The 20948-nt window shown below is 50.4% G+C and carries 18 protein-coding genes; 13 read left to right on the forward strand and 5 right to left on the reverse strand.

The window, feature by feature from the left end:
- Positions 1–73 precede the first annotated feature (73 nt).
- The 5 genes from eutB (at position 74) to AAC022_RS07150 (ending at position 5108) form a co-directional block, all read left to right on the forward strand.
- On the forward strand, positions 74–2386 hold the full coding sequence (eutB, locus tag AAC022_RS07130; RefSeq protein WP_339729488.1) for an ethanolamine ammonia-lyase subunit EutB: 2313 nt from the start codon (positions 74–76) through the stop codon (positions 2384–2386).
- 167 nt (positions 2387–2553) lie between these two features.
- The gene (locus AAC022_RS07135; protein WP_339729490.1) at positions 2554–3258 is read left to right on the forward strand and encodes a hypothetical protein; all 705 of its coding nucleotides are present in this window, start codon (positions 2554–2556) and stop codon (positions 3256–3258) included.
- Between the two features lie 321 nt (positions 3259–3579).
- Positions 3580–3708 (forward strand): hypothetical protein, encoded by a 129-nt coding sequence (locus AAC022_RS07140; RefSeq protein ID WP_339729492.1) that lies wholly within the window; start codon positions 3580–3582, stop codon positions 3706–3708.
- Between the two features lie 103 nt (positions 3709–3811).
- Complete coding sequence (locus AAC022_RS07145; protein WP_339729495.1) at positions 3812–4162, forward strand: hypothetical protein; 351 nt, start codon at positions 3812–3814, stop codon at positions 4160–4162.
- Positions 4163–4652: 490 nt separating this feature from the next.
- Positions 4653–5108, forward strand: coding sequence for a hypothetical protein (locus AAC022_RS07150; protein ID WP_339729497.1), 456 nt, complete (start codon positions 4653–4655; stop codon positions 5106–5108).
- 16 nt (positions 5109–5124) lie between these two features.
- On the opposite strand, the gene AAC022_RS07155 is transcribed toward AAC022_RS07150, so the two are convergent.
- Positions 5125–6123 (reverse strand): S1/P1 nuclease, encoded by a 999-nt coding sequence (locus AAC022_RS07155; protein ID WP_339729499.1) that lies wholly within the window; start codon positions 6121–6123, stop codon positions 5125–5127.
- A gap of 68 nt (positions 6124–6191) precedes the next feature.
- Here AAC022_RS07155 and AAC022_RS07160 point away from each other — a divergent pair, with 68 nt between their 5' ends.
- The 5 genes from AAC022_RS07160 to AAC022_RS07180 all read left to right on the forward strand — a co-directional run bounded on the left by AAC022_RS07160 (position 6192) and on the right by AAC022_RS07180 (position 11703).
- Positions 6192–6842, forward strand: coding sequence for a hypothetical protein (locus AAC022_RS07160; protein ID WP_339729501.1), 651 nt, complete (start codon positions 6192–6194; stop codon positions 6840–6842).
- Positions 6843–7073: 231 nt separating this feature from the next.
- Positions 7074–8435, forward strand: a complete 1362-nt coding sequence (locus AAC022_RS07165; protein WP_339729504.1) for a hypothetical protein — start codon at positions 7074–7076, stop codon at positions 8433–8435.
- 73 nt (positions 8436–8508) lie between these two features.
- The gene (locus AAC022_RS07170; protein WP_339729507.1) at positions 8509–9432 is read left to right on the forward strand and encodes a hypothetical protein; all 924 of its coding nucleotides are present in this window, start codon (positions 8509–8511) and stop codon (positions 9430–9432) included.
- 82 nt (positions 9433–9514) lie between these two features.
- The gene (locus AAC022_RS07175; RefSeq protein ID WP_339729509.1) at positions 9515–10390 is read left to right on the forward strand and encodes an endonuclease/exonuclease/phosphatase family protein; all 876 of its coding nucleotides are present in this window, start codon (positions 9515–9517) and stop codon (positions 10388–10390) included.
- Positions 10391–10509: 119 nt separating this feature from the next.
- On the forward strand, positions 10510–11703 hold the full coding sequence (locus tag AAC022_RS07180; protein WP_339729513.1) for a serine hydrolase domain-containing protein: 1194 nt from the start codon (positions 10510–10512) through the stop codon (positions 11701–11703).
- A gap of 181 nt (positions 11704–11884) precedes the next feature.
- Here the strand turns inward: AAC022_RS07180 and AAC022_RS07185 are convergent, their stop codons facing one another.
- From AAC022_RS07185 to AAC022_RS07200, 4 genes are all read right to left on the reverse strand, one after another.
- Positions 11885–12403 carry a hypothetical protein gene (locus tag AAC022_RS07185; RefSeq protein ID WP_339729515.1) on the reverse strand — a complete coding sequence of 173 codons (519 nt, stop codon included), beginning with the start codon at positions 12401–12403 and terminating at the stop codon, positions 11885–11887.
- Between the two features lie 10 nt (positions 12404–12413).
- A complete protein-coding gene (locus AAC022_RS07190; RefSeq protein WP_339729517.1) occupies positions 12414–13526 on the reverse strand; it encodes a C45 family peptidase in 1113 nt (370 codons plus the stop codon).
- A gap of 65 nt (positions 13527–13591) precedes the next feature.
- Positions 13592–14626 carry a N(4)-(beta-N-acetylglucosaminyl)-L-asparaginase gene (locus AAC022_RS07195; RefSeq protein WP_339729519.1) on the reverse strand — a complete coding sequence of 345 codons (1035 nt, stop codon included), beginning with the start codon at positions 14624–14626 and terminating at the stop codon, positions 13592–13594.
- A 109-nt stretch (positions 14627–14735) separates the two neighbouring features.
- A complete protein-coding gene (locus AAC022_RS07200; protein WP_339729521.1) occupies positions 14736–16169 on the reverse strand; it encodes a sulfatase-like hydrolase/transferase in 1434 nt (477 codons plus the stop codon).
- A 426-nt stretch (positions 16170–16595) separates the two neighbouring features.
- Between AAC022_RS07200 and AAC022_RS07205 the strand changes: the two genes are divergently transcribed.
- From AAC022_RS07205 to AAC022_RS07215, 3 genes are all read left to right on the forward strand, one after another.
- On the forward strand, positions 16596–17894 hold the full coding sequence (locus AAC022_RS07205) for a hypothetical protein (protein ID WP_339729523.1): 1299 nt from the start codon (positions 16596–16598) through the stop codon (positions 17892–17894).
- 108 nt (positions 17895–18002) lie between these two features.
- The gene (locus tag AAC022_RS07210; protein WP_339729525.1) at positions 18003–18848 is read left to right on the forward strand and encodes a DUF2262 domain-containing protein; all 846 of its coding nucleotides are present in this window, start codon (positions 18003–18005) and stop codon (positions 18846–18848) included.
- A gap of 174 nt (positions 18849–19022) precedes the next feature.
- Entirely contained in the window at positions 19023–20681 is a 1659-nt protein-coding gene (locus AAC022_RS07215) for a LamG-like jellyroll fold domain-containing protein (RefSeq protein ID WP_339729528.1), read from the forward strand.
- Positions 20682–20948: the final 267 nt, after the last annotated feature.

Below are 20948 nucleotides of genomic sequence, written 5' to 3' on the forward strand. Positions count from 1 at the left end.
GTTACTGACCAGTCAGGAGGCGCTGCCTCTGGTAGCTTGAGTTTACTGTCTCTCTCTCAAAGGAAACGGAACCGTGCAGTGGAACCGACGTGATTTCGTACAGGCGATGATGGGGGCTCCGTTTGCTCTGACGCTTTCTCTGGCTCAGTCAAAACAGCTGGTTGCAGGGGAAAGCAGCGTCGAAGGCATTTCGATTCCTGAGATTCAGAGCGGTGAAGATCTCTTCGCATACATCGAGCGCATCAAAGGGGCATTCGATCCCACACTGTATCGGCAGATTCTTGGTGCGGCGAATGAATTTAAGGAAGGGGATCAGATGGTCGGCGTGGCGGCCGTCGATGAGCCATCCCGAAACAACGCACGCACGTTGATCGAGCGAACCCGGATTCAAGATCTGAATGCACATCCTGTTTTTGAGGACGAACTGCATCAAATGATTGTGCTGGGACAGTCTCCTGATGCGAGCGTTCGTGCTGCGAAAATGACAGTCGGTGAATTAAAACAACTGTTGCTGACTGAAAACGAAGCGACTATCAAATCGGTGTCATCAGGTCTCTCCAGTGATGTGATTGGTTGTGTGGTCAAGCTGATGAGTCAGCGGGAACTGATTACCGTTGGTGCAAAGGTCTTTAATACGCTTCCCGGCAGCCAGATTGGGGCGAAGGGTTATCTGGGGGCTCGGCTTCAGCCGAATTCGCCGACCGACAACCTGGACGACATTTTCTGGCAGGTTCTGGATGGCTGGTCTTATGCAGTGGGTGATGTGCTGCTCGGGACGAATCCGGTTTCCAGTGAGCCGGAATCGGTAAAGGCCGTGGAGTTGGTTCTTCACGATCTGCTGGTCACGTTCGATCTCGAGGATGTGATGCCGCACTGTGTGTTGTCGCATATTGACGTGCAGGCGGAGGTGGAACGACAGAGTCCCGGGAGTACGGCCCTCTGGTTTCAAAGTATCGCCGGCAGTGATGACGCCAACAAGACATTCGATATCAGTCTGAAAAAGATGCGCGACTATGCACGCTCGCGAACGGGGAAATACGGTTTGTATTTTGAAACCGGGCAGGGGGCCGACTTCACCAATGGTCACAGTCATAGTTTTGATATGGTGTTGCATGAATCGCGGAAATATGGCTTTGCCCGTGTGTTGACTCAGGACGTCGCCGCGGCGCAACAGGCAGCAGGGAAAACGCCTGCCCCTTGGGTGCATTTAAATGATGTCGCTGGTTTCATCGGTCCGGAAGTCTTTCGGACGCGGGAGCAGTTAGTGCGCTGTTGTCTGGAAGATATCGTGATGGGCAAACTGCACGGTTTGACGATCGGCCTGGATGTTTGTTCGACGCTGCATATGGATGTGTCGTTAGAGGATCTGGATTGGTGTCTGGATCAGATTATGCCGGCCAACCCTGCGTATCTGATGGCGCTGCCGACCAAGATCGATCCGATGCTCGGGTATCTGACAACGGGATTTCAGGATCATGTTCGGGTTCGTGAGAAATTCAGTACGCGCGTCAATGATGCGATGTGGGCCTTCTTTCAGAAGCTTGGTGTGATCGACGCCGGCGGTAAACCAACCAAACACTTCGGTGATCCGGTCTGGGTTTACCTGCAGTACCGCCGCAAGAAAGGGGATACGCGCAGTGATGAGGCCATACTTAAGGCCGGACGCCAACAGATCGCTGAGATCCGAAATCGCGGGGTCTTCATCGCGGAAGGCTTTGGACAAAAACCTTCGGAGTTAGATCCTGCGTTAAAAATCGAGATCGACCAGATCTATCAGGACGCGAAAAAAAGTATCTGGGCGGAACTCAGTCCGGAGTTCGTTGCCAGTGTGCCCAGTGTACTACCGGTTAAGACCCGATCAAACGATCGCCTGGATTACATTCTGCACCCCACAACGGGCGAGCAGCTTTCCAGCGATTCTCAGACTTCGATTCGACAACTGCGCAACAGGTATGCTGGGAAGTTTAATGTACAGGTCGTGATCTCCGACGGCTTGAATGCGCTCTCGATCATGGATGAAGGTCAGCTGGAACCGTTTCTCAAAGAACTCCGATCCGAGTTGCAGATATTGGGTTATGAGCCGGCGGAGCAGAACATTGTGGTCCAGTCCGGACGTGTGCGTGCCGGCTATCGGATTGGCGAGCAACTCTTTGGCGGCCTCTCAGGCAATCGAGCAATTCTCCATATTATCGGCGAACGCCCCGGCACAGGCCATCATACCTTCTCGGTCTATATGACTTCTCCCCCCGGATCAGTCTGGGGCCAAGCGGGGCAGGTAGATCATAACATCACCCGCGTCGTATCGGGGATCGCAGTCTCGGCGCTCAAACCGACGAAAGCCGCCCAGGATACCGCGCGGATTCTGCAGCAGATGAATCTGGGGTGAGTACTCGATTTTCTTGGGATTATCAAAACACAAATATGACCAATATGGTTGCATTGAATGTGCCTGTGTGGTCGATGTGTAAACGAACATAGTTCTACTTATTGTGTCACAAATAATAGATAAGATCTGGGAATTCAATGACACTTTTATAGAATGCTGGAAGAACGATGATCACTGCAGAAGATAAGGATTACCAAGAATCCAAGCTTATCAAACAGGGGAAGAGAAACCGATTATTTCCCTTTGATGAGTTAGCAGAGTGGATCAAGGCAACCTATAACACGCCGGTGTTGAATATTTGCTATGAAGTGATCTCTCCGTTCAAACGGCCGCGGTTGAATGTGATTTTCGAGTTTACCAGCGAGGCTGAAAAATTCCGTGATGGGGCTTTCAATTATGATTCTGAAAAACAGGATGCGATTTCGGTTGTATTTAAAAAGATCTTAAAGCGCAATGATTCCCAATCGCAGTCATTCTCTCAGAGAATACTCAGAAAAGTAGGCATTCAAAAATATCAGACAAAAAATATGTTCGTCATTTTCACATCCTTTGAAATGGATGCACGAGATGAAGTCCGTTCTCAAATCAAAGAATCTGAAATCGACGACTTGATCAAGAGTATGCACCGCCGGGAAATCTGGCAATTCTCGCATGGGAGTTTCTTCTTTTACACCGACGACCAAGTTGAGCGGGCCAGAAGTGATGGAACATATGAGCGGTTGGCTGATGCCTTATTTCGACTCTTCAAAAAATACGATGAATTCGATTATTTTCAGCGTGATTCGTTTATTGTTGAAATCGATTCGAAAGAGAAATTTGATAATAATTATCAGGGAAATTGGTTCTACTATTCTCGAGATCATGGCTGGTAACAAAGTACACTACCGCCTCGCAGTTGCTGATACCAATTAGAACACATCCGAAGTTCTTATTGGCGAAAATTCGTGCCGACTCACTGACTTTGTTGGGACCTTAATCTGGAACTCTGTCTTCCTACCGATAGGGAAGTTAAAATGAAACGGCTGCTGCTTTAATTAGTCATTATTGCTGGAAGTGGTCCTCTGGTTGCTGCGGTTCCGGCACCTGAGGAAGATACTCAGTCGCTACTCGGGTAAGTGGATGCGTCAGTGGCATGATCCCCAGGCGGGACCGGGACCGGTGACGGTGGACAGGAAGTCTCAGCAGCTCATGATATGCCAGTCGATCGATCGGAAGCGGAACGCGGATTTGAACTGATTCGAGTCAAAAGAAACTTTGATCAGCAGGCAGACATTCTCATAGAGGAGATCAACGATTATCGTAATATGAATCATCTGAAATAAACTCTACTCGGATGAATCATTTATCTGAATGCCTTCTTTATGAAAGGTTCCTGAATCGATCTCTCATTGATCACTTGTTACAACTGATACCATGGTTAAGGTGATGCGATCTTCCGTTGATTATCTTTCTGACGAGACTGGTGGATTTGTGAAAGAAAAAGAACTTCCCGTCTGGCTTGGTCCTGTCCTGCTATGGTCACTTAGCGCTGCCTTTCTGGCCCATTTTCTATTTCGGGCTCTTGTCTTGAGAGCGGCAGAAACCTATTCCTATCAGTTATTTCTGGATTTGAACGGAGCATCGATGGCCAACCCGCGGTGGCAACCCTGGTGGGGGGCAACGCTATTTCGCTGGGCGTGTTTCTATGCAGCTGTGATTCATGGAATACTTGTCGGCGCGATGACCTATATCGTAGTCACTAAAAGAATTCACCGGAAGCAGGGAACAGCGGCGTGAGTCTCTTCTTGATAATAAAAATAATCATTTTAGTGATTCTCACAGCGCCGGTTATATTGATCCTGCATAACAAGATCAGGAAATGTCAGGGGAAATTCTGTCCCTCCTGTCAAACACCCCTCGTGCCATTTCAACCTTTTCCCACAAAAACGATAAAGCAATGGAAGGAAGGAGGATATCGGTGTCGCAATTGTGGTTGCTTGACGGATCTCGATGGCAATGAAGTTCCTTCCGGCCCACGCCCTGATATACGCAAAATAATGTTTGTCTTGATACTGTTGAATCTGTTTCTCATCTTTTCCAGCCTACTGTTTCTACTACTTATCTGGTTATTATTAGTACCGAAGTGATCAAGATAGTGAATACGGTTTCTTTCCCGCAATAAGTTTCTGTTGGCGTAAAATTGTTTCCAGATTAGAATTCGTCTTGCTTCGCTGACTGGTCTAGCGGAGAGCGAGAAAAGCCAGTTTTATATTGACAGGGATACGAAATGAAACGGTTACTGTTGCTATTAATCATCGTGGGTTGGAGTAGCCATCTGTCTGCAGCCGATCCGGCTCCTGAGGAAGATCTGCAATCGCTGCAGGGGAAATGGGTGCGGCAGATGCATGATAAGAGAGCGGGGCCCGTGACTGTGGAACAGGAACTGACGAAAGACCATGCGGACGTGAAGGTGATAGATCGGCAGGGTAATGTGATCTATCGGCACAAAGTCAAATTTCGCTTGCAGCGGCTCGAAGATGTGAATCTGCTGGTTTATTACGACCTGGAAGTGTTGGAAGGACATAAAAAGGGATTTAAACAGAAGACCATTCAGCCTTGCATCTATCGACTGAAAGGCGACCGGTTGTATGTGGCCGAGGGATTGGTAAACGGCGACTCTTTTCCGCCTCAGATACTGGTCTGGTGGAAAGTGAAACCACCGGCAACCGATGCCGCCCTCTGATGGAACACGGGCTTGCTTATTGTACGCTATTAATCAGCTCTGCCAGTCGCCAGCCTGACTGGGCCGCCCGCTTGACGGCAATGGTGCCTGCCTGCTGATAGTAGCTTTTTGGCAGCGTAGAGAGCTTTTTGAATTTGCCATCTGTGGCTTCACTCTTGCGGGCCGCTTCCAAGATCGCGGGAGAGTAACCTTTACCGCGGGCCAACTGGTGGCTTTCGTTGATCCAGGCGCTAAAGTCCAATTGTTGTGTGGCTTGTTTCCCGAGTTGTTTCATCGCCGGATCCCGAGCGATGCCGACTGCCTGCCCGACGATCTCAGAATACTTAAAGCTGTTTCCCAGTAAGCCGTCCCATTGGGAATGCAGATTCGATTTCCCGATGCGGATACTGTTGCCGCCTCGATCTCCTTCGGGGAATGTCTTTTTTGAAAATAAGGCAGAGGAGTGCAGGGGCTGATGACTGTCGCCGGTCAGGTGCATGATCCAGCAGAGATACACGGCTTTGTCTGCGTTGCTGACGGCTGGGTCTTTCATCTGCATCACACAAAATTCCAGAGCCTGCAGGAGATTAAACTGCCGTGGATCATTTCCCTCTTTGATTGATGTTGCGACATTCGCAGGCAGACGGGAGCTGAGGAACTGTTCCGAAGCGTCATCGAGGTAGATCGGCTGGTTAATGTAGTGCCACGTACTACGGTGATACTTTTCGCGGTTGGCATCATCAAAACGGCGGGCGATATCAGGCCAGGTGGCAGCACGCATGAAGATCCAGCGATTCTGGATTTCGGGACTCGCAGTTTTGATGACGTCGGGCATCCGCGATTGGAAATCCGCTTCAAACCGGGGATGCTGTTTCAGTAACTCGACCATTGCCAGTTGGGTAGAGGGTTTCAGTTGATCATAGGCGATACTCGCAATAATGCGATGCCCGGCAAAGTTCCAGGCATGCGCATAACATTGTGAAAAAAGAACAAGACCAACGACCAGCGGAATGATGCGCAGAGAAAAACGTTTCACAAATATAGCACCTGATGAATCGGAAGAGAAAAGGGTTATATGTTCTCTCATCTATAGGGGGAAACCTGATGGTACAACAAGCAGGTATAGGCTCTGTTTATACAAAATTCACAAATTGTATTTTGGGTAACACATTCTCAATGTCTGGTACGCTGGGGAAGACTCGATCGCAATTAAATGATTTATATAGTTATGAAATACTTAATTCTCAGGAACTAGACGAACGGTTTTCTACTCTTAACAGTATGAAGCACTTTCTCATGATTCTTACATTCGTGATTTCAGGCTGTTCTGGCAATTCAGAACCAAAGCCAGAGTCTGTTCAATTGGAAGTTCCCCAGCGTATAACTGACCTTGAAGGATTGGCATTCGAAAATCTGTCGGCTGAAAAGTTTGAGGAATGGGAGCCGAATATACTTGATGATTATGAAATTGCAATATTAGAAGAGGATCATGATTATGAGCCAGAGATAGTCCGTACCGGGGTCAAGCGACTCAATGCCTGGAAGGGAGCGGAAGACTTTGGGAATGACTTAGATTCAAACGATTATTTTGTGTATCGGGCACTGAGAGCACAATTGAAATGCGATCAACTGCAGATCAGAGGTGCAGATCCAGTTCCCGGCAGCCTCAGATATGAGGCAAAATGCCGAGGCATGTGGTATCTGGTCGAATATGATCTCTATACCGTTCAGATCATGAAAGTGATCAAGGAGTGACTTGTCTTATCTCTTGAGATGGTACTTCCATGCGGGCTGAGGTAAGGGTTTGGATGACGTAATCTGGTTTAAAACGACGTCGCGTCGCGAAGCTGCATTTAAAATGCTTGATACTTCATTTCGAGGTCTCTAGACTGGAAGAAGCTGGAAACTCTCCCCCGTTCCAATGAACCATCGCGCCAGATGAGATTTGGATCATCCCAACAATTTCCATGAAATGAAGCCTGAACCATGCACCAATTCATCCGAAGATTTTCTGTTTACCTGCTGCTTGTTTCCTGTGTGACCGGGACGACCTCTGCCGCGGAGGGGCAGTTTGCTGTGGAATCGAATCTGCGTGCTGGCGTTGCCAAAGTGGACATCACGCCTGCTGAGGTCAATCAGCTGGAGGTCGTCGGGCATCGCCGCAAGGTGACCGGCGTGCGTGATTCCCTGCGGGCCGGTGTGCTAGTGCTGGATGACGGTCAGACTAAAGCAGCCATCGTCACGCTGGACTTAATTGGTGCGTATGGCGAAATTGTGAAGCGGACGCGTGAGCAAATTGAGAAAGCAACGGGTATCCCGGCGGCAAACATCATGGTGGCCGCATCCCATAATCACTCCGGGCCCGGCTTCGATTCCAAATCCAAGTGGGGGCAGGAATTGATCGAGAAGCTCACTACAGCAGCAAAACAGGCGGCGGCGAAAATGAGTCCCGTTACCGTCGGCTATGGGGAAGACAAGATCGGGTTTGGGATCAATCGACGAAAAGTGATTAATGGGCGGGCCGTGGTGCGACTCAATGAGGACGGCCCCAATGATCCGCGGGTTAAAGTGCTGCGGTTCGACGATGGGAAATCGTTGACTCCAGTCGCGGTGGTCATGCATGCGGTCTGTCATCCCTGTTTTTTCACATGGGGCGATAAAGGATCGATGCCTTACCCGAACGGATATCCGAAGATGAGTGCCGACTTTCCCGGCGAAGCACAGACGTTTGTGGAAATGTGCTATGGAAATCAGACCAGTTCGCTGTTTCTGCAGGGCTGTGCGGGCGATATTCGTCCGAATCTGCCCGGGTATCCGTATCGTTGTGCTGATGAAGCTGATATCCAGTGGGCGGGCAGGGATCTAGGCGGCGCCGTCGTGCGAACACTGGCGCGGAGCGTGACCCGGGAACAACTGGCCGGTCGCGCGAAGCACTACCCGCTCCGCGTTGCCAGCTCAGTCATCTCGTTACCCGGTAAAGCAGGCCGCATTGACGCAGAGTTGCAGGCGATGAAAATCGGCCCGTACCTGTTGCTGACGATGCCTGGTGAGCCGATGGTCGAATACGGTTTCAAACTGGAACAGGACATCTCAGATCGCGCGATACCCATCATCGTGGGATACGCCAACGGAAACCTGGGCTACATTGCCACAGCAGACGCCCATAAAGTCGGCGGTTATGAGCCGAATGCTTCGAAACTGACGCCGGAAGCGGAAGCCATCATCCTGACCGAACTGAGCGAACTGGCGGATCGTGTGATTGGTGATGTTTTCGAATCGTTCTCCAAACATCCGAAGGATGTCAAAAAACGTGAGGAAGCTGAGAAAGCCCGGATCAAGAAGCCATAGGTAGAGCCTGTGTTTCACAGAAAAATTGTAAATGGTGGCAATTCTGTCCCACCTCCAAAAAAGAAACCTTTCGATGACCATGTTTAAACTTATTCTTAGCTGTTGGATTGCCGTCGTGTTCGTTTCTGCAAATGAGGTACTCGCTGCCGATCCTGCAAAAACCGACAAAAAAGAGACATCACAGCGTCTGTATGATGCGGGTGTGCCTGAGACTGGTTTTCTGACGCTTAAAACAGAGGATTACACGGTTCCACTGGATGCGGCCAGTGGTTGGACGATTGAGAAGATGTTCTATCGTGGTGATGTATTTAGTCTGAATAACGGCCATTACGGAACCGTATTGCAGCCCAAAGGGGGGCAGTGGTGGGGGACCGGACACAAAGAAGGGGGCCGCGAAGTCGTGCATCGGATCAAACTGCTCGTCGATGGTCGGGACGTTCCCATCACTAAGACCGGCGAGACGGTTACGGGGAAACGGATTGAATTCATCAAGGAGTCAACGATCTGGAAGTTCAAAGTCCGTGCCCGGGTGATTCTCACGAACGACTATGTTGAAGAACAGACCGCGATGGAAGCGCTGGAAGATTGTGAGATCGGTCTGATGTATTATTTCATGCACTGCTTTCCTCCCACGACGACAAAGTGGATTGCCGAGCTTCCGGACGGAAAGATTGAACAGGGGCCGCTGTCACATTCACAGGGAATGGCCGTCAATAAAGATACGATCTGGGTGGCACAATTTGACGCAACACAGCAACTCGGCCTGTTGTGCTATACCCCTAAGGTCATCGTCGGCAATCAAAGTGCGAGCCACATCTGGGACCTTGATCGTTATCACAAATACTACCTGAGGCACAACAGGGGGCAGGCCTTCAAAAAGGGTGAGAAACTCGACTTCACCGTGATCGTGAAAGCCGTCCCTGACGAAACCGGCGACTGGAAAGCAACGAAAAAAGCGGCATCTAGCTTGATGAAGCAGTTTCCTGTCGTGAAATAACCCTGTGGCGTTGAATCATAAAATGGATAGTCTCTGGGAATCCAACTGACGTCAGTATTCAAGAACTTAAGGACATACTCCAATGACAATTTCACGACGCCAATTCTGTGCCGCTCTCGGGGCGGCCGGACTAGCGGCAACCGCTGTTCCGGCTGTTGCTGCTGTTGCTGATGATAAAAAAATAGAGCCACTGCGAGTGATTACGTACAACGTGTATGGCTGCAGAGGGTGGCCCGCCAATCGGCCTCTGGCGAGAAAAGCGGTTGCGAAAGACCAGATGGTGAAACGGATCGCGATGCAACTGGCGTTGTACGAACCAGATATTATCAACTTCTCGGAGTCACCCAGTGAGGCGGTCACCAAAGCCATCGCCAAAGAGCTGGGCATGAACCATGTCAGATTTCCCAGTGGCGGTAGTTGGCCGGGGACTCTGATCAGTCGTTTCGAGATCACCGATTCGCAGAACGTCCCACTTGGATTCGAGCGTCCGAAGGACCTCTTCACACGTCACTGGGGACGCGGCACGATCAAGCTTCCCAACGGCGCGCCACTGATCGTCCATTCTGCGCACCTGTATCCAGTCGTCGATCCCACGGTTCGATTGAAAGAAATCAAGGCGATGCTGGCATCAATGCAGGGCGATTTTGATTCAGGCCGCTCGATGCTGTTGATCGGCGATCTGAACCACAGTCCGGATACCGCAGAATATCAATTGTGGAAAAAGGCTGGCTGGATCGACACGTTTGCCAAAGTCGGCAAAGGCGAAGGGATCACGTTCCAGGCAGACGTGAAAAACGAGCGCATCGATTATGTCATGGCCTTCGGCCCGATTGCAAACCAGATTGTTGAGTCAAGACCGCTGTCCGAAGGCGCGTTTCGATTAAATCTGGCAGACGAGAATTCGTTCGCCCTCAGCGACCACCTGCCACAGCTGGCGGTGTTCGGTGAGAAGAAATAAGTTTCGTGTCCAAAACTGAAAGAATGTCACAGAATAATCAGAAAAAGATTCCGGTCCCCTTTTTTTGGACACCTTTTATTTTCCGAAAGCTAGAAGCGTTTTTGAGGGAGGATAACAGGATGAATGACAGAAATCGTGCCTGGTTCCGGCATCGAATATTCATGTGGTCTGCCGTCTTCATCTTCGTCTGTCAGACTGTCACTGTTGAGTTGATGGCTCAGCCACCTCTTGATCGGCAGGTTTTGTTCAATCGTCTTGACAAACTGATTTCTAATGGGATTGAACAGGGAGTTCTGGTAGGTGCACAAGCTGCAGTCGGTTCAACAAGCGACACTCCAAAGACGAAATCGTATGGGGTCATTGAGCCACAATCAACATTAGCGGTGAATGATGAGACTCAATTCTGCATCGGCTCTTGTTCAAAGCCAATCGCTGCAGCATGTATTATGACACTCAGAGACAGCGGTCAACTGCGATTTGAGCAGCCCATTGACAAGTGGATTACGGAGGCGAGTCTATGGAAGCTGGAAAACGGCCAGAGTCTGACGCGGGCGCCAAATATGAAAGAATTGCTCACACATCGTGCGGGCATCTATTCACAAAAAGCAAAACCCATGACAGCCAGACAGGCCCGTGCGATTCGTGACTTTGAACTGAGTCTGGAAGATTCGGTCAAAATGATTCAACAGCAAAAGCTAATTAGCCAGCCGGGAGAAAAGTATGCCTACAGCGGCGCTGGATACTGTCTGGCTGGATATGTTGCAGAGAAAGTAACCAGCAAGGGTTTCGAGGATCTGTTACAGGAACGACTCTGTTCTCCATTGGGAATGAAACACACAACCTATTTCCCGGATAGCAAACAGTCGGCAAATATTGCGTGCCCCGGAGCGCGCGGTAGAAACGGGACACTCATTACTCACCAGGGTTCACCTCATCTCTTGGGAAAGAAACTCCGTTTTCCGCTCATTGGAGGCAGTCTCTACACAACCGCATCCGATACAGGCCTCTTTGCGAGTATGATCCTGAATCACGGTAAAAGCTTGCGGAAGCAGGTGTTGAGCCGCGAAGCATGGCAGTTTATGACCAGTCGACAATATCCCCGTCAGAGATACGGTCTGGGGTGGGGCCTTATGATACGTAACGGGCAAACTACGGCATTGCAGCATTCAGGAGCATTGTTGGGATATCGCGGTCTCATCCATATTGATCTTGAAAATAATCGATATGCTGTCGTGTACTGGACTCTGTCTGATGTGAAAGATCCTCGCGGCAAAGAGTTCTCTCGCGCTTTGCAGCAGGCAGTTCGTGGATGAAGTATTCAAAAATCTGGAAGAGGAGCAAGATCTAAAAGGTCTTTTATTTAATGAACTGCCTATGGTCGGTTGACTGACTCACGAGTGTTGAAAGAGTTTCGTCTCAACGACGGTCCGTCCAGAATAGGCCAAGTCTCAACTTATTGCTTCCTGACCTCTTTAATTCAATCATTTATTTTACTCATCCAAGAAACTTAAGGATGGCATTCGTTAGATCATCAATGGAAGTAAGGTTTGTCGTTGTGAAATGAAACGGTTTTGGTTCAACTTGTCGGGATGCAATCACGACTCTGATGACGGAGAGATTGAACGGCAGCTCCATTTTGTCGATCTGAAGATCACGAATCAAGTCAATATCTCGCCTGATTTTGAGGGAGGGGACATCAAAGAATTGTGATATTGCGTTTCTTGTTTCGAGTAACAACGAATCATCCTCATATGGTTTACATGACAAGAAGTGTTCGTCGGTTGAGTCGTTACAGGCAAGTAAATAGTTGCGGACGTTCTTCATCGTGGATGAGTATCTGGCATAATCTCGGTTGCCAAGCAAGAATGCAGCGACGAAAGTGCAGAAGGCGGGGATTATGGCCATTGGCAGTCGTTCGCCCCAGGTCAATTCACGAATAAAAAGTGAGATCACGAAGCCGATCAGGAACGGCACGAGTGCTAAGATGCCGGAGTTTACTAGTAGTGCGCGCATGGATCAGCCACTATTTAAGATAGTCTTTGAGTTTGAAGTGCACGAAGGGGCGTTGATAGGCTTCCTGCTGTTTTTCGGCGTAGGAGACCCAGAGTTCGAGCGCGGTGGCATCGTAAACGACGTCCAGAATGTTTCCGCCTTTGATGGGAATCTTGCAGGCGATGTCAATCATTTCCGGGGCGCCGATCTTGCCGTAGACTTTTTGTAGAGGCTGAAACGCGCCACGGCCTTCGTCCTGGTAGACCAGGTCTTTCATGACGGCTGGCGCCAATTCGTCTTTGGGATCATTGTCATTCCAGATCACGAGATCAGGCGCGTGGGCCAACATCTTGACGGCACGTAGATGGACGCCGTCGCCGACGACATAGTGATACTTTTTCATCCGTTTCGCATTTTTGAAAATGTCAATCGCTGGTTCCAGACCATCGGCATCGTACATGACCTGTCGAAACAGCGTTGTGAAATGCACGCCATTCATATCGAACGGATAATCTTTCCCCGGGGAGTCTCCCATCTCCGAAAGCACAATTCCCTTCGCGTTCATTCCGGTGTTGGCCCCGATGAATCCGGCGAACGTGATATTCACATGAGGAATGCCGTCTTTGGGAATGTAGACCGTAATACAGGGATAATCTTGCACCCCTAATTCCATCGACCAGTCCAGGTTTCTTGTTTGATAGAGATGGCCATCCTTGGTGGCAGAACCCCAGGCGGCGATACTGCTGCAGGAATAGTCCATCACCACAGGCATCGCATGCGCCCGTTGCAGTGTTTTCAACGACATGCCCGTCCCTTCGGCAAAGCCGCGGAGTTCCTCTTTAAAACGGGGATCTGTATGCGGTGCGATCGATTTCCAGGCAGTATCCAGACTCGCGTTCGAGCAACGTTCTGGCTCAGCGGTTTGCACTCTTTTCGTCAGGGAGAGAATCATTTCTGTGGCGTCGGCTTTGATCAACGCTCCCTGCTGTTTGCCCATTTCATAAGGCGTGCCTTTGACTACGACAACGGGAATCTGATCCGCGCCTTTACCGATTGATGTCAGATAACCTTCTGCCTGTACGATTCCAGAAAGACTGAAACAGGCTATGGTAAAAGCGAGGACAAGCTGGCTTAATCTGAGCATTGTGAAAATATCCGATAGAGAGTGTGCTGGAAGAACTGTTCACAAAAAAGTGGCGTCTGCAGAAATTACCTGGTCTCGATCAGGTAGGAGCCTTCGATGATTTGCACACCCGCTGCAGTAATGATCGCTGCCTTGGGCGGCTTGTCTTTTCGACCGCGGATTGCCGCGCAGCCGGCTTCTCCCTCTTTGTTGATGGCGACGATCTTGTCGTTGAAGTCGACTTTGTCGGCGCCGCCGTTGATCTTCACGATCCGCTGGCAGAGCGCTTCACACGCTTCGCGAGGGCTCTTTCCGGCACGCATCTGCTCTACGACGAAAAAGCTGCCGCAGGTGCGCAGGATTTCCTCGCCTCGTCCTGTAGCGCCCGCTGCACCGACTTCGTTGTCCACGTAGAGACCCGCTCCAATGATAGGAGAATCGCCGATCCGGCCAGGAAGCTTACCAAACAACCCCGAGGTCGTCGTGCATCCCGCGAGATCGCCTTCAGCATCCAAGGCCAAAATATTGATGGTGCCCGTGGGCCGTTTGTCCAAGTCATAATTTCCGTCTTTGGGCGGCAGCCAATCGTCCTTATCGCTCAGGTTCTCTTTCCAACGGAGCCACATCTTGCGCGATTTATCGGTGAGGAGGTTCTCTTCCTTAAATCCGTGTGCTTTGGCAAACTGTCGGGCGCCTTCTCCGACGAGATGAATATGATCGGTACGCTCCATGACGAGTCGGGCTATGGACGACGGCGTTTTAATGTTCTCAAGCGCGCCCACGGAACCGCAATTGTGCGTCCTGCCATCCATGAAAGAGGCGTCGAGTTGCACGACCCCGTTTTCATTCGGTAGTCCCCCGTATCCCACGGACTGGTCTTCCGGGTCCAACTCGGTGACTTGCGCGGATTTCTCCACCGCATCGAGAATGTCGCCTCCCGCTTCCAACACGTTCCAGCCGGGGCGGAGTACTTTTTCGGCCCATTCTTCGCCGCGGCTGCACAGAATCAGAGGTCGACGGGCAGAGCGTTTTTCCTTCGCACGCACCGTCAGAGTCGTGAACAGTGACAACGAGGCTCCCAGCCCCGCTACGTTTTTGATGAATTTTCTTCGATTTGACATGGACTGATTATAGAGAGACTCGTTTTGGGGGTCCAAACAATTCCTGGAATCTGGATGTTTTTTTAATAAGCAGATTAGATCACGGTACGGAATTTAAAAAGAGAGAAACCTATGGTCTCTTTTTCTTTTTGCCTTTTCCGGAAAATTCCAGCTGCTTATCCCACTTCTGCGGGGGATTCTTCTCGTAAATCGGCGCCCCGTCCTGCTTGGGGAATTGTGTCGCGATTGTGGTAAGTCGCTTCAATGCCGCGGTTATTTCAGGATCGTTTGAGTCGATCAGATTCTGTTCTTCCCATGGATCCGTTTTCAAATCATACAGCTTGATTGGTTTCCGGTTCGTATCTATCCACAACTTGAACCGCTGGTCGCGGATCACGCGGTCATCGTAAACCAGTTTGGGGACCACACGACCCCCGCGCAACACTGCAGGTCCGCCGCCCATAGACATGATCCACATTCGCGGACTGTCTTTGGCCTTGCCGAGAATCAATGGTACGAATGATTTTCCATCTACTTCGCGCTCCGGTGGTAACTTACCGCCACCCAGTTCTGCGAATGTTGGGAGTAGGTCGGTGAAATCGATCAGCGCGTCGGTCTGCACACCAGATGGGACAGTGCCAGGGCAGTTGACGATGAATGGCATGGCGGTGCCGTTCTGCTCGGACATTTTCGTCTTACCTCCCCGAACGACATGGCCCAGGCGGGAATTGCTGATGCCGCCGGTTCCATTGTCTGTGGTGAAGATGATGATGGTGTTCTCGCGGAGGCCGGCTTCGTCGATTGCTGTGACGAGTCTGCCGACGAGTTTGTCGGTGTAGCGGACCATGCCCGCAAACAGACGCCGCTTGTTCGTTTCGTCTTTGTTGTCGGGTGTTGTGGTCAAGGGGCCGTGTGTCAACGCCATCGGGTAATATAACAGCATCGGTTGGTCCTTGTGCTTGCCGATAAAGTCGATGAGATAGTCGCAGTAGATATCAGGACCGAACTGGCCGGTGTAGGCTTTGCTGCCTTTCCCTTTGATGTTGATAAACGCGTCCCAGTAGCGATGGGCACTGGGCGGGTTGTGTGTTTCGTAGCCAGTCCACATGCACCATTCATCAAAGCCGGCGTCCCGCATCGCGTTGGGCTCGACGCGGAAGTCATCAATCTGCCACTTTCCGGCGGCGCAGGTTGCATAGCCAGCCTCGCGCAATACATTGGCGTACGTCGTGTTTTTGTTGGCGTCGAAATGGCCGCCGGCACCCCAGCGGGGCACATCCCAGTGATTGGTCCAGCCATGCCGAAACGGGTACTGGCCAGTCAACAGTGTCACGCGGGTCGGCGTGCATTGAGGCATGCACCAGGCATTGTTGAATTTCATCCCGGTCGCAGCGAGCTTGTCGATGGCGGGCGTTTTGATGTCTTCTGCTCCGTAGCAACTGATCCATTCCTTGCCCAGATCATCGACCATGATGAATAAAATGTTCGGCTGTTTGGGCTCAGCAGAAACAGCGGGCTGAAACAGTAACAGGCATACGGTCAGTGACAGAAGGGCGCGAAGCATGGGAGAGTCCTCATCGTATCAGCGAAGCCAATGGTTGATATGTGATGTTTGATTCTATCTGGGATCGTGTAGCATCGCAACAATCACTTGACTGAGTGAGAGAGACGAGTGTTGTAATCCGTTACGGGGGAGGCTAATCTAAAGCATGCCGCGAATTGCCTTGTCGTCACGATCGCGATGGCATTCAGGCGATTTTATTCTGAGACCGCTCGACAGAACATGGAGACCACATAAATGCATCATATGAAGATGTCCCTTTTGCTAAGCGTCCTGTTTACCGCCCTCACAACATCGGCGTTCGCCGCTGATAACTGGGTGATCGACACTCAAGACGATTGGAAGGCTGCTACGGCCAAGCAATCTAATATGGAACTCAAAGACGGTACGGCGATCCCGACCGACAAGATCGCCACCTTCTCCAGCAAAGTGCGGCGGTTCGACAAGAAGCGTCAGGCCCGTTCGATCGTACTGGATCAATCACCTGTCTGGCAGAACTGGGAACCGGTTTCGAATTTGGGGCCGGCGAATCTACAGGACGCGCCGGTCTTTCTGACGATCGGGCCGAATAACTATTGGGTGTTTGGTCGCTATGGCGGCGGCAAGCGAAAGAAAGGGTTCCAAGCAAAGCCCGTGACGCTCGATGGTTTCGACGTCAAATTGCAGACGACACCCTGGTCGCATCAATATGATGCGCCGGGCGGATTGGAAAAGGGACTCGGCGGGTACCATGGGTGGCAGAGCCGCGACATGGTCAACTGGGTTCATCATGGGCCAGTTACCGAAGGCTTTTCTCGCTGGGTGACCAGTGCGGAGCAGAAAGATGGCAAGGTTTATATCTATTACGACTACCCCAATGACCAGGACCCGCATGTCTATATCGACGACGATTTGACTGATGGCAAACCCGGCAAGAATATGGGCTTGGCGGTGAAAGATCCATCGCACGGATCGGACGCGGGTTTCATTCGTGATAAAGAGGGGCGCTTCCATGTCATTCTGGAAGACTGGAGCCCGATCAACGCCAGTAAGCGGTCCTGGGATTCGCCGCTCGCCGCACACGCTGTCAGCGATGACGGTGTAAAGGACTGGAAGTTCCTCGCGCCCCCTGTGGATAATCGCACGAAAGATACCGGTAAGGTTGCCGAATACAAACACCCGCATTGGTTACAGCACCCGGACTGGAACACGAACATCGGCAAGTACAACGTTCATGAACCGGAGCAGGAAGCCTATGGTGACTGGGCAGCGATCTGTGTCGGCACGCAGTACTATCTGTTCGGCGACTATGACCCCGCGGGTGGCGGCCACATGAGCGTCGGCTGGTTCACGAGTCCCACTATCGATGGACCATATACCTGGTGCGACAAGATCGGGAACGGCCACCCGGACCCCGACATTGGATTCGCTGACGGACGCTTCTATCTGTTCACACAGCAAAAAACAGATTACGTCAGCCCCGGTCCCTGGGTTGAGAAAGTCGAAGTCCGCGTCGGCGTCGATACAAACGACGACGGCAAGCTCGACAAGTGGACCGACTGGACGGAAGTCAAAGAGACCTACGATTATACGCCCGGCTTGTCGAAACACGTCAAGAAGACCCCCGCTAAGGCCGACCTGAACGACTTGCCCGCCGGTACTGGTTTCGGATTCGAACTCCGCATGACGGACACGACGAAGAACAAGTCCAAGCCGATGCTGGATCGCGTGAAACTAACGTTTGACTGAGCTGTTCCAGGGCCAATAGGGAACTTGAAAGGGGCAGGTATCTATGAATAAAATTCTTGCCCCTGTTATCTGCCCTGTCTCTAAATTGCTAATTCAAAGATATTCAACATGGTTAATCATAATTCTGATACTTCAAACTCTGATGATCCTTTTGCCGACAGAAGGCGAAAGATTGAGGAACTATATTCCACAAGCCCAATTGTTGATGTATTAGGTGTTTTTATTAATGGAGGTGGAGGGCGAAATGAATCTGACGGCCAAACGACACTGACGTTTGAATTTGATGCTTGGAAGATACCGTATGGTGACCTCAAGAAAAAAGAACTTGCGATTCATTTTACTAGTAGTCAAGAAGAATGTGATGTATTACGTGAATTATTAGTTCCCTATAATATTTATCGCGTTAAAGCACGCGTTTTTTATGCTTCAGAAGAATTTAACTGGAATGGTGCTCGGCTTATTGAGTTCATCGGGATTGATACATCAGATTCAGAACTAAACAAGTGCTTGGCTGATCTACAAAAATCTGTAACTTATACCGACCCTCAGTTAGGAATCTTTACGCTCAATCGCGATCACAATATTTTCACGACAAAGACTCAGTGGCAAAACCAAAATGTGGAATTAACCCTGAATGTGAGTGATCTCGATGAACTCGATGCTGCATTACAAACGGCACATCAACTATGGGACCAGCAGGCTGATTGGAAACAGCGCGTTCGTGACTATTTAGTGCAGGAATTGCTACCATTTAAAAATGAAAGCTGGCGGGATGATGGTGAAGCAGAAATAGACGCACAGCAATTCAACTCCAATATTGATTTGGAAACGATTCTGGTGAACGATGATGGTTCATTTGAGTTTTGGTTCGATGATGGTGAAATGTTTGGTTATCACATGTTGTATTGCAGAGGCGACCTAACGAAAGGAATTTTCGAAGCGAGTCTCGGATAGACAGGGAAAGACTTGAAAGGACAGTTCTCTCAGTAAATGGGCCAATTACGTTTCTTCATGTTCTCTTAATTGAATTCACTCCGGAAGCCGCTCTATACTGAAGGGTGATTAGACTGACAAGATTGTTGTCTGCTGCTAGTCTATTTTTGTTCTCTCATAGAAAGAAATCTTGTGATGCGTCTATCGAAGCCGATTGTGGGAATTCTCTCATGTGTGATTGTGGCAACATTTTTGTTGCCGTCCTTGTCGGCGAAGGAACCGGTGGGGGAGCGATCACAGAAACGAGTGCTCATTATCGGCATGGATGGGACCCGGCCCGATGCGCTGGCGAAAGCGAAGACGCCAACCTTTGACAGGCTGATTCGTGAGGGAGCGTTTACCGACGAGGCAGATATCCTGGGGACACGTTATCAGAAGAACGATACCATCAGCGGGCCCGGCTGGTCGAGTATTCTGACCGGTGTCTGGGCCGACAAACATGGAGTGCACGATAATAAATTCAAGGGCAAGAACTACGAACTGTTTCCGCATTTCTTCAAACGGCTGAAACGTCAGCGACCTGATGCGAAAACGGCGTCACTGGTCTCCTGGGGGCCGATTCATGAACATATTTTGTCGGAAGCGGATATCGCCGAAGTCTTTCCCTTGCCACGGGGCAAAACTCAGTCAGCTGATTTGCGCGTCTCTGCGGATAAACTCAAGATTGATACACGCGATGGGAAATGGCATCACTTGTTGGCGACTCGACAAAAGGATGAGTTGAAGCTCTATCTCGACGGAAAACTGATCGACACGCTCTCTGGGGTTGATTTGAATTCGACACTCGAAGGTGACTTCTATTATCTCGGTCGGGATTCCCGAACAGGTCAAATCACTTTTGAAGGACAACTAGATGATGTCAGGCTGTGGAAACGGTCATTGACGGCTGAGGAAATCGCACAGACGGCAGCGAACGGGCCGTCGGTAAATCGCAAAGGTCTGCTCGCCGAATATCTGTTTGAAGATCAGTTCGCGGATACCGCGGGTCACTCTGAAGGTCCCTTTCCAGCAAAGACACTTTCCAAAACTGCTTCGGTGAAGTTGATAAAGGGATCGTCGGGTTCCAAATCACAGGCACTCGACCTGCCGACTGCGGGAGACAAAACGCATGGCTTGCGGATCCCGTTGTCAGATCCGTTGAGAGACATCACCCGGTCTGACTTTACCGTGGAAACCCGTTTTCGGACGACCGACAAAGGGCGTAGCATTCTGCTCGGCAATTATAATGGAAAAGCAGGGGCCTTGAATCTAGAGCTACACGAAAACAATTCGGTGCGTGTTTATTTTCAGCGACCCAATCCCCAGGATTCGGGTGCCCTTGCGCGGGAAGGTAAACGAGATAAAACGATTGCAGAAAAGGCGGCGCGGATCTTGCGCGAAGAGGACCCCACGGCGCTGTTTGTCTACTTCCATCAGACCGATGCCACCGGACATGCGATCGGCTTCAGTCCCCAGGTTCCCGAATACATCACGGCGATTGAAAATATCGATGCCCGCGTGAACAGGGTCCTCAAAGCGATGCAGTCACGCCCGAACTTTGAAAACGAGGACTGGCTGACGATTATCTGCACCGATCATGGCGGTTTGAAACGCAGTCACAGTAAGGGACTGAAGGTGCCGGAAATCCGGCGGGTGTTTCTGATTGCCCATGGCCCGTCAGTGCAACCAGGACGAATTCCCAAACAGGCCTATCTGGTCGACGTCACCGCAACCGCTCTGGCACATCTGCTCGGATCAGTCGACCCACAATGGCAACTCGACGGCAAAGCAGTTGGATTGAAAATGCAGAACTAGTCGCTGCCCCTTTTAGGTACCATAGCGTCTGAGAACCGGAACTCTCAATGTATGCGAGATGACGTTTAAAAAAGCTTAGTCCAGAAAGTGATGTATGTTAAAAGGTACGACTTAAACGAAGTACTGCTTTCAAACGCTACCGACAATGGGATATAGAAAAATCCTACCCATTTTTCAACTTCAGGATTGATAGGTTTCCCACTTGCGTCATAAACAATTGCAGCCATCGGTCCAATGCTCAAAATGTAGACCGCTATAAAAACTGGG

The organism is uncultured Gimesia sp. (genome assembly GCF_963976445.1).
Lineage (GTDB): Bacteria > Planctomycetota > Planctomycetia > Planctomycetales > Planctomycetaceae > Gimesia.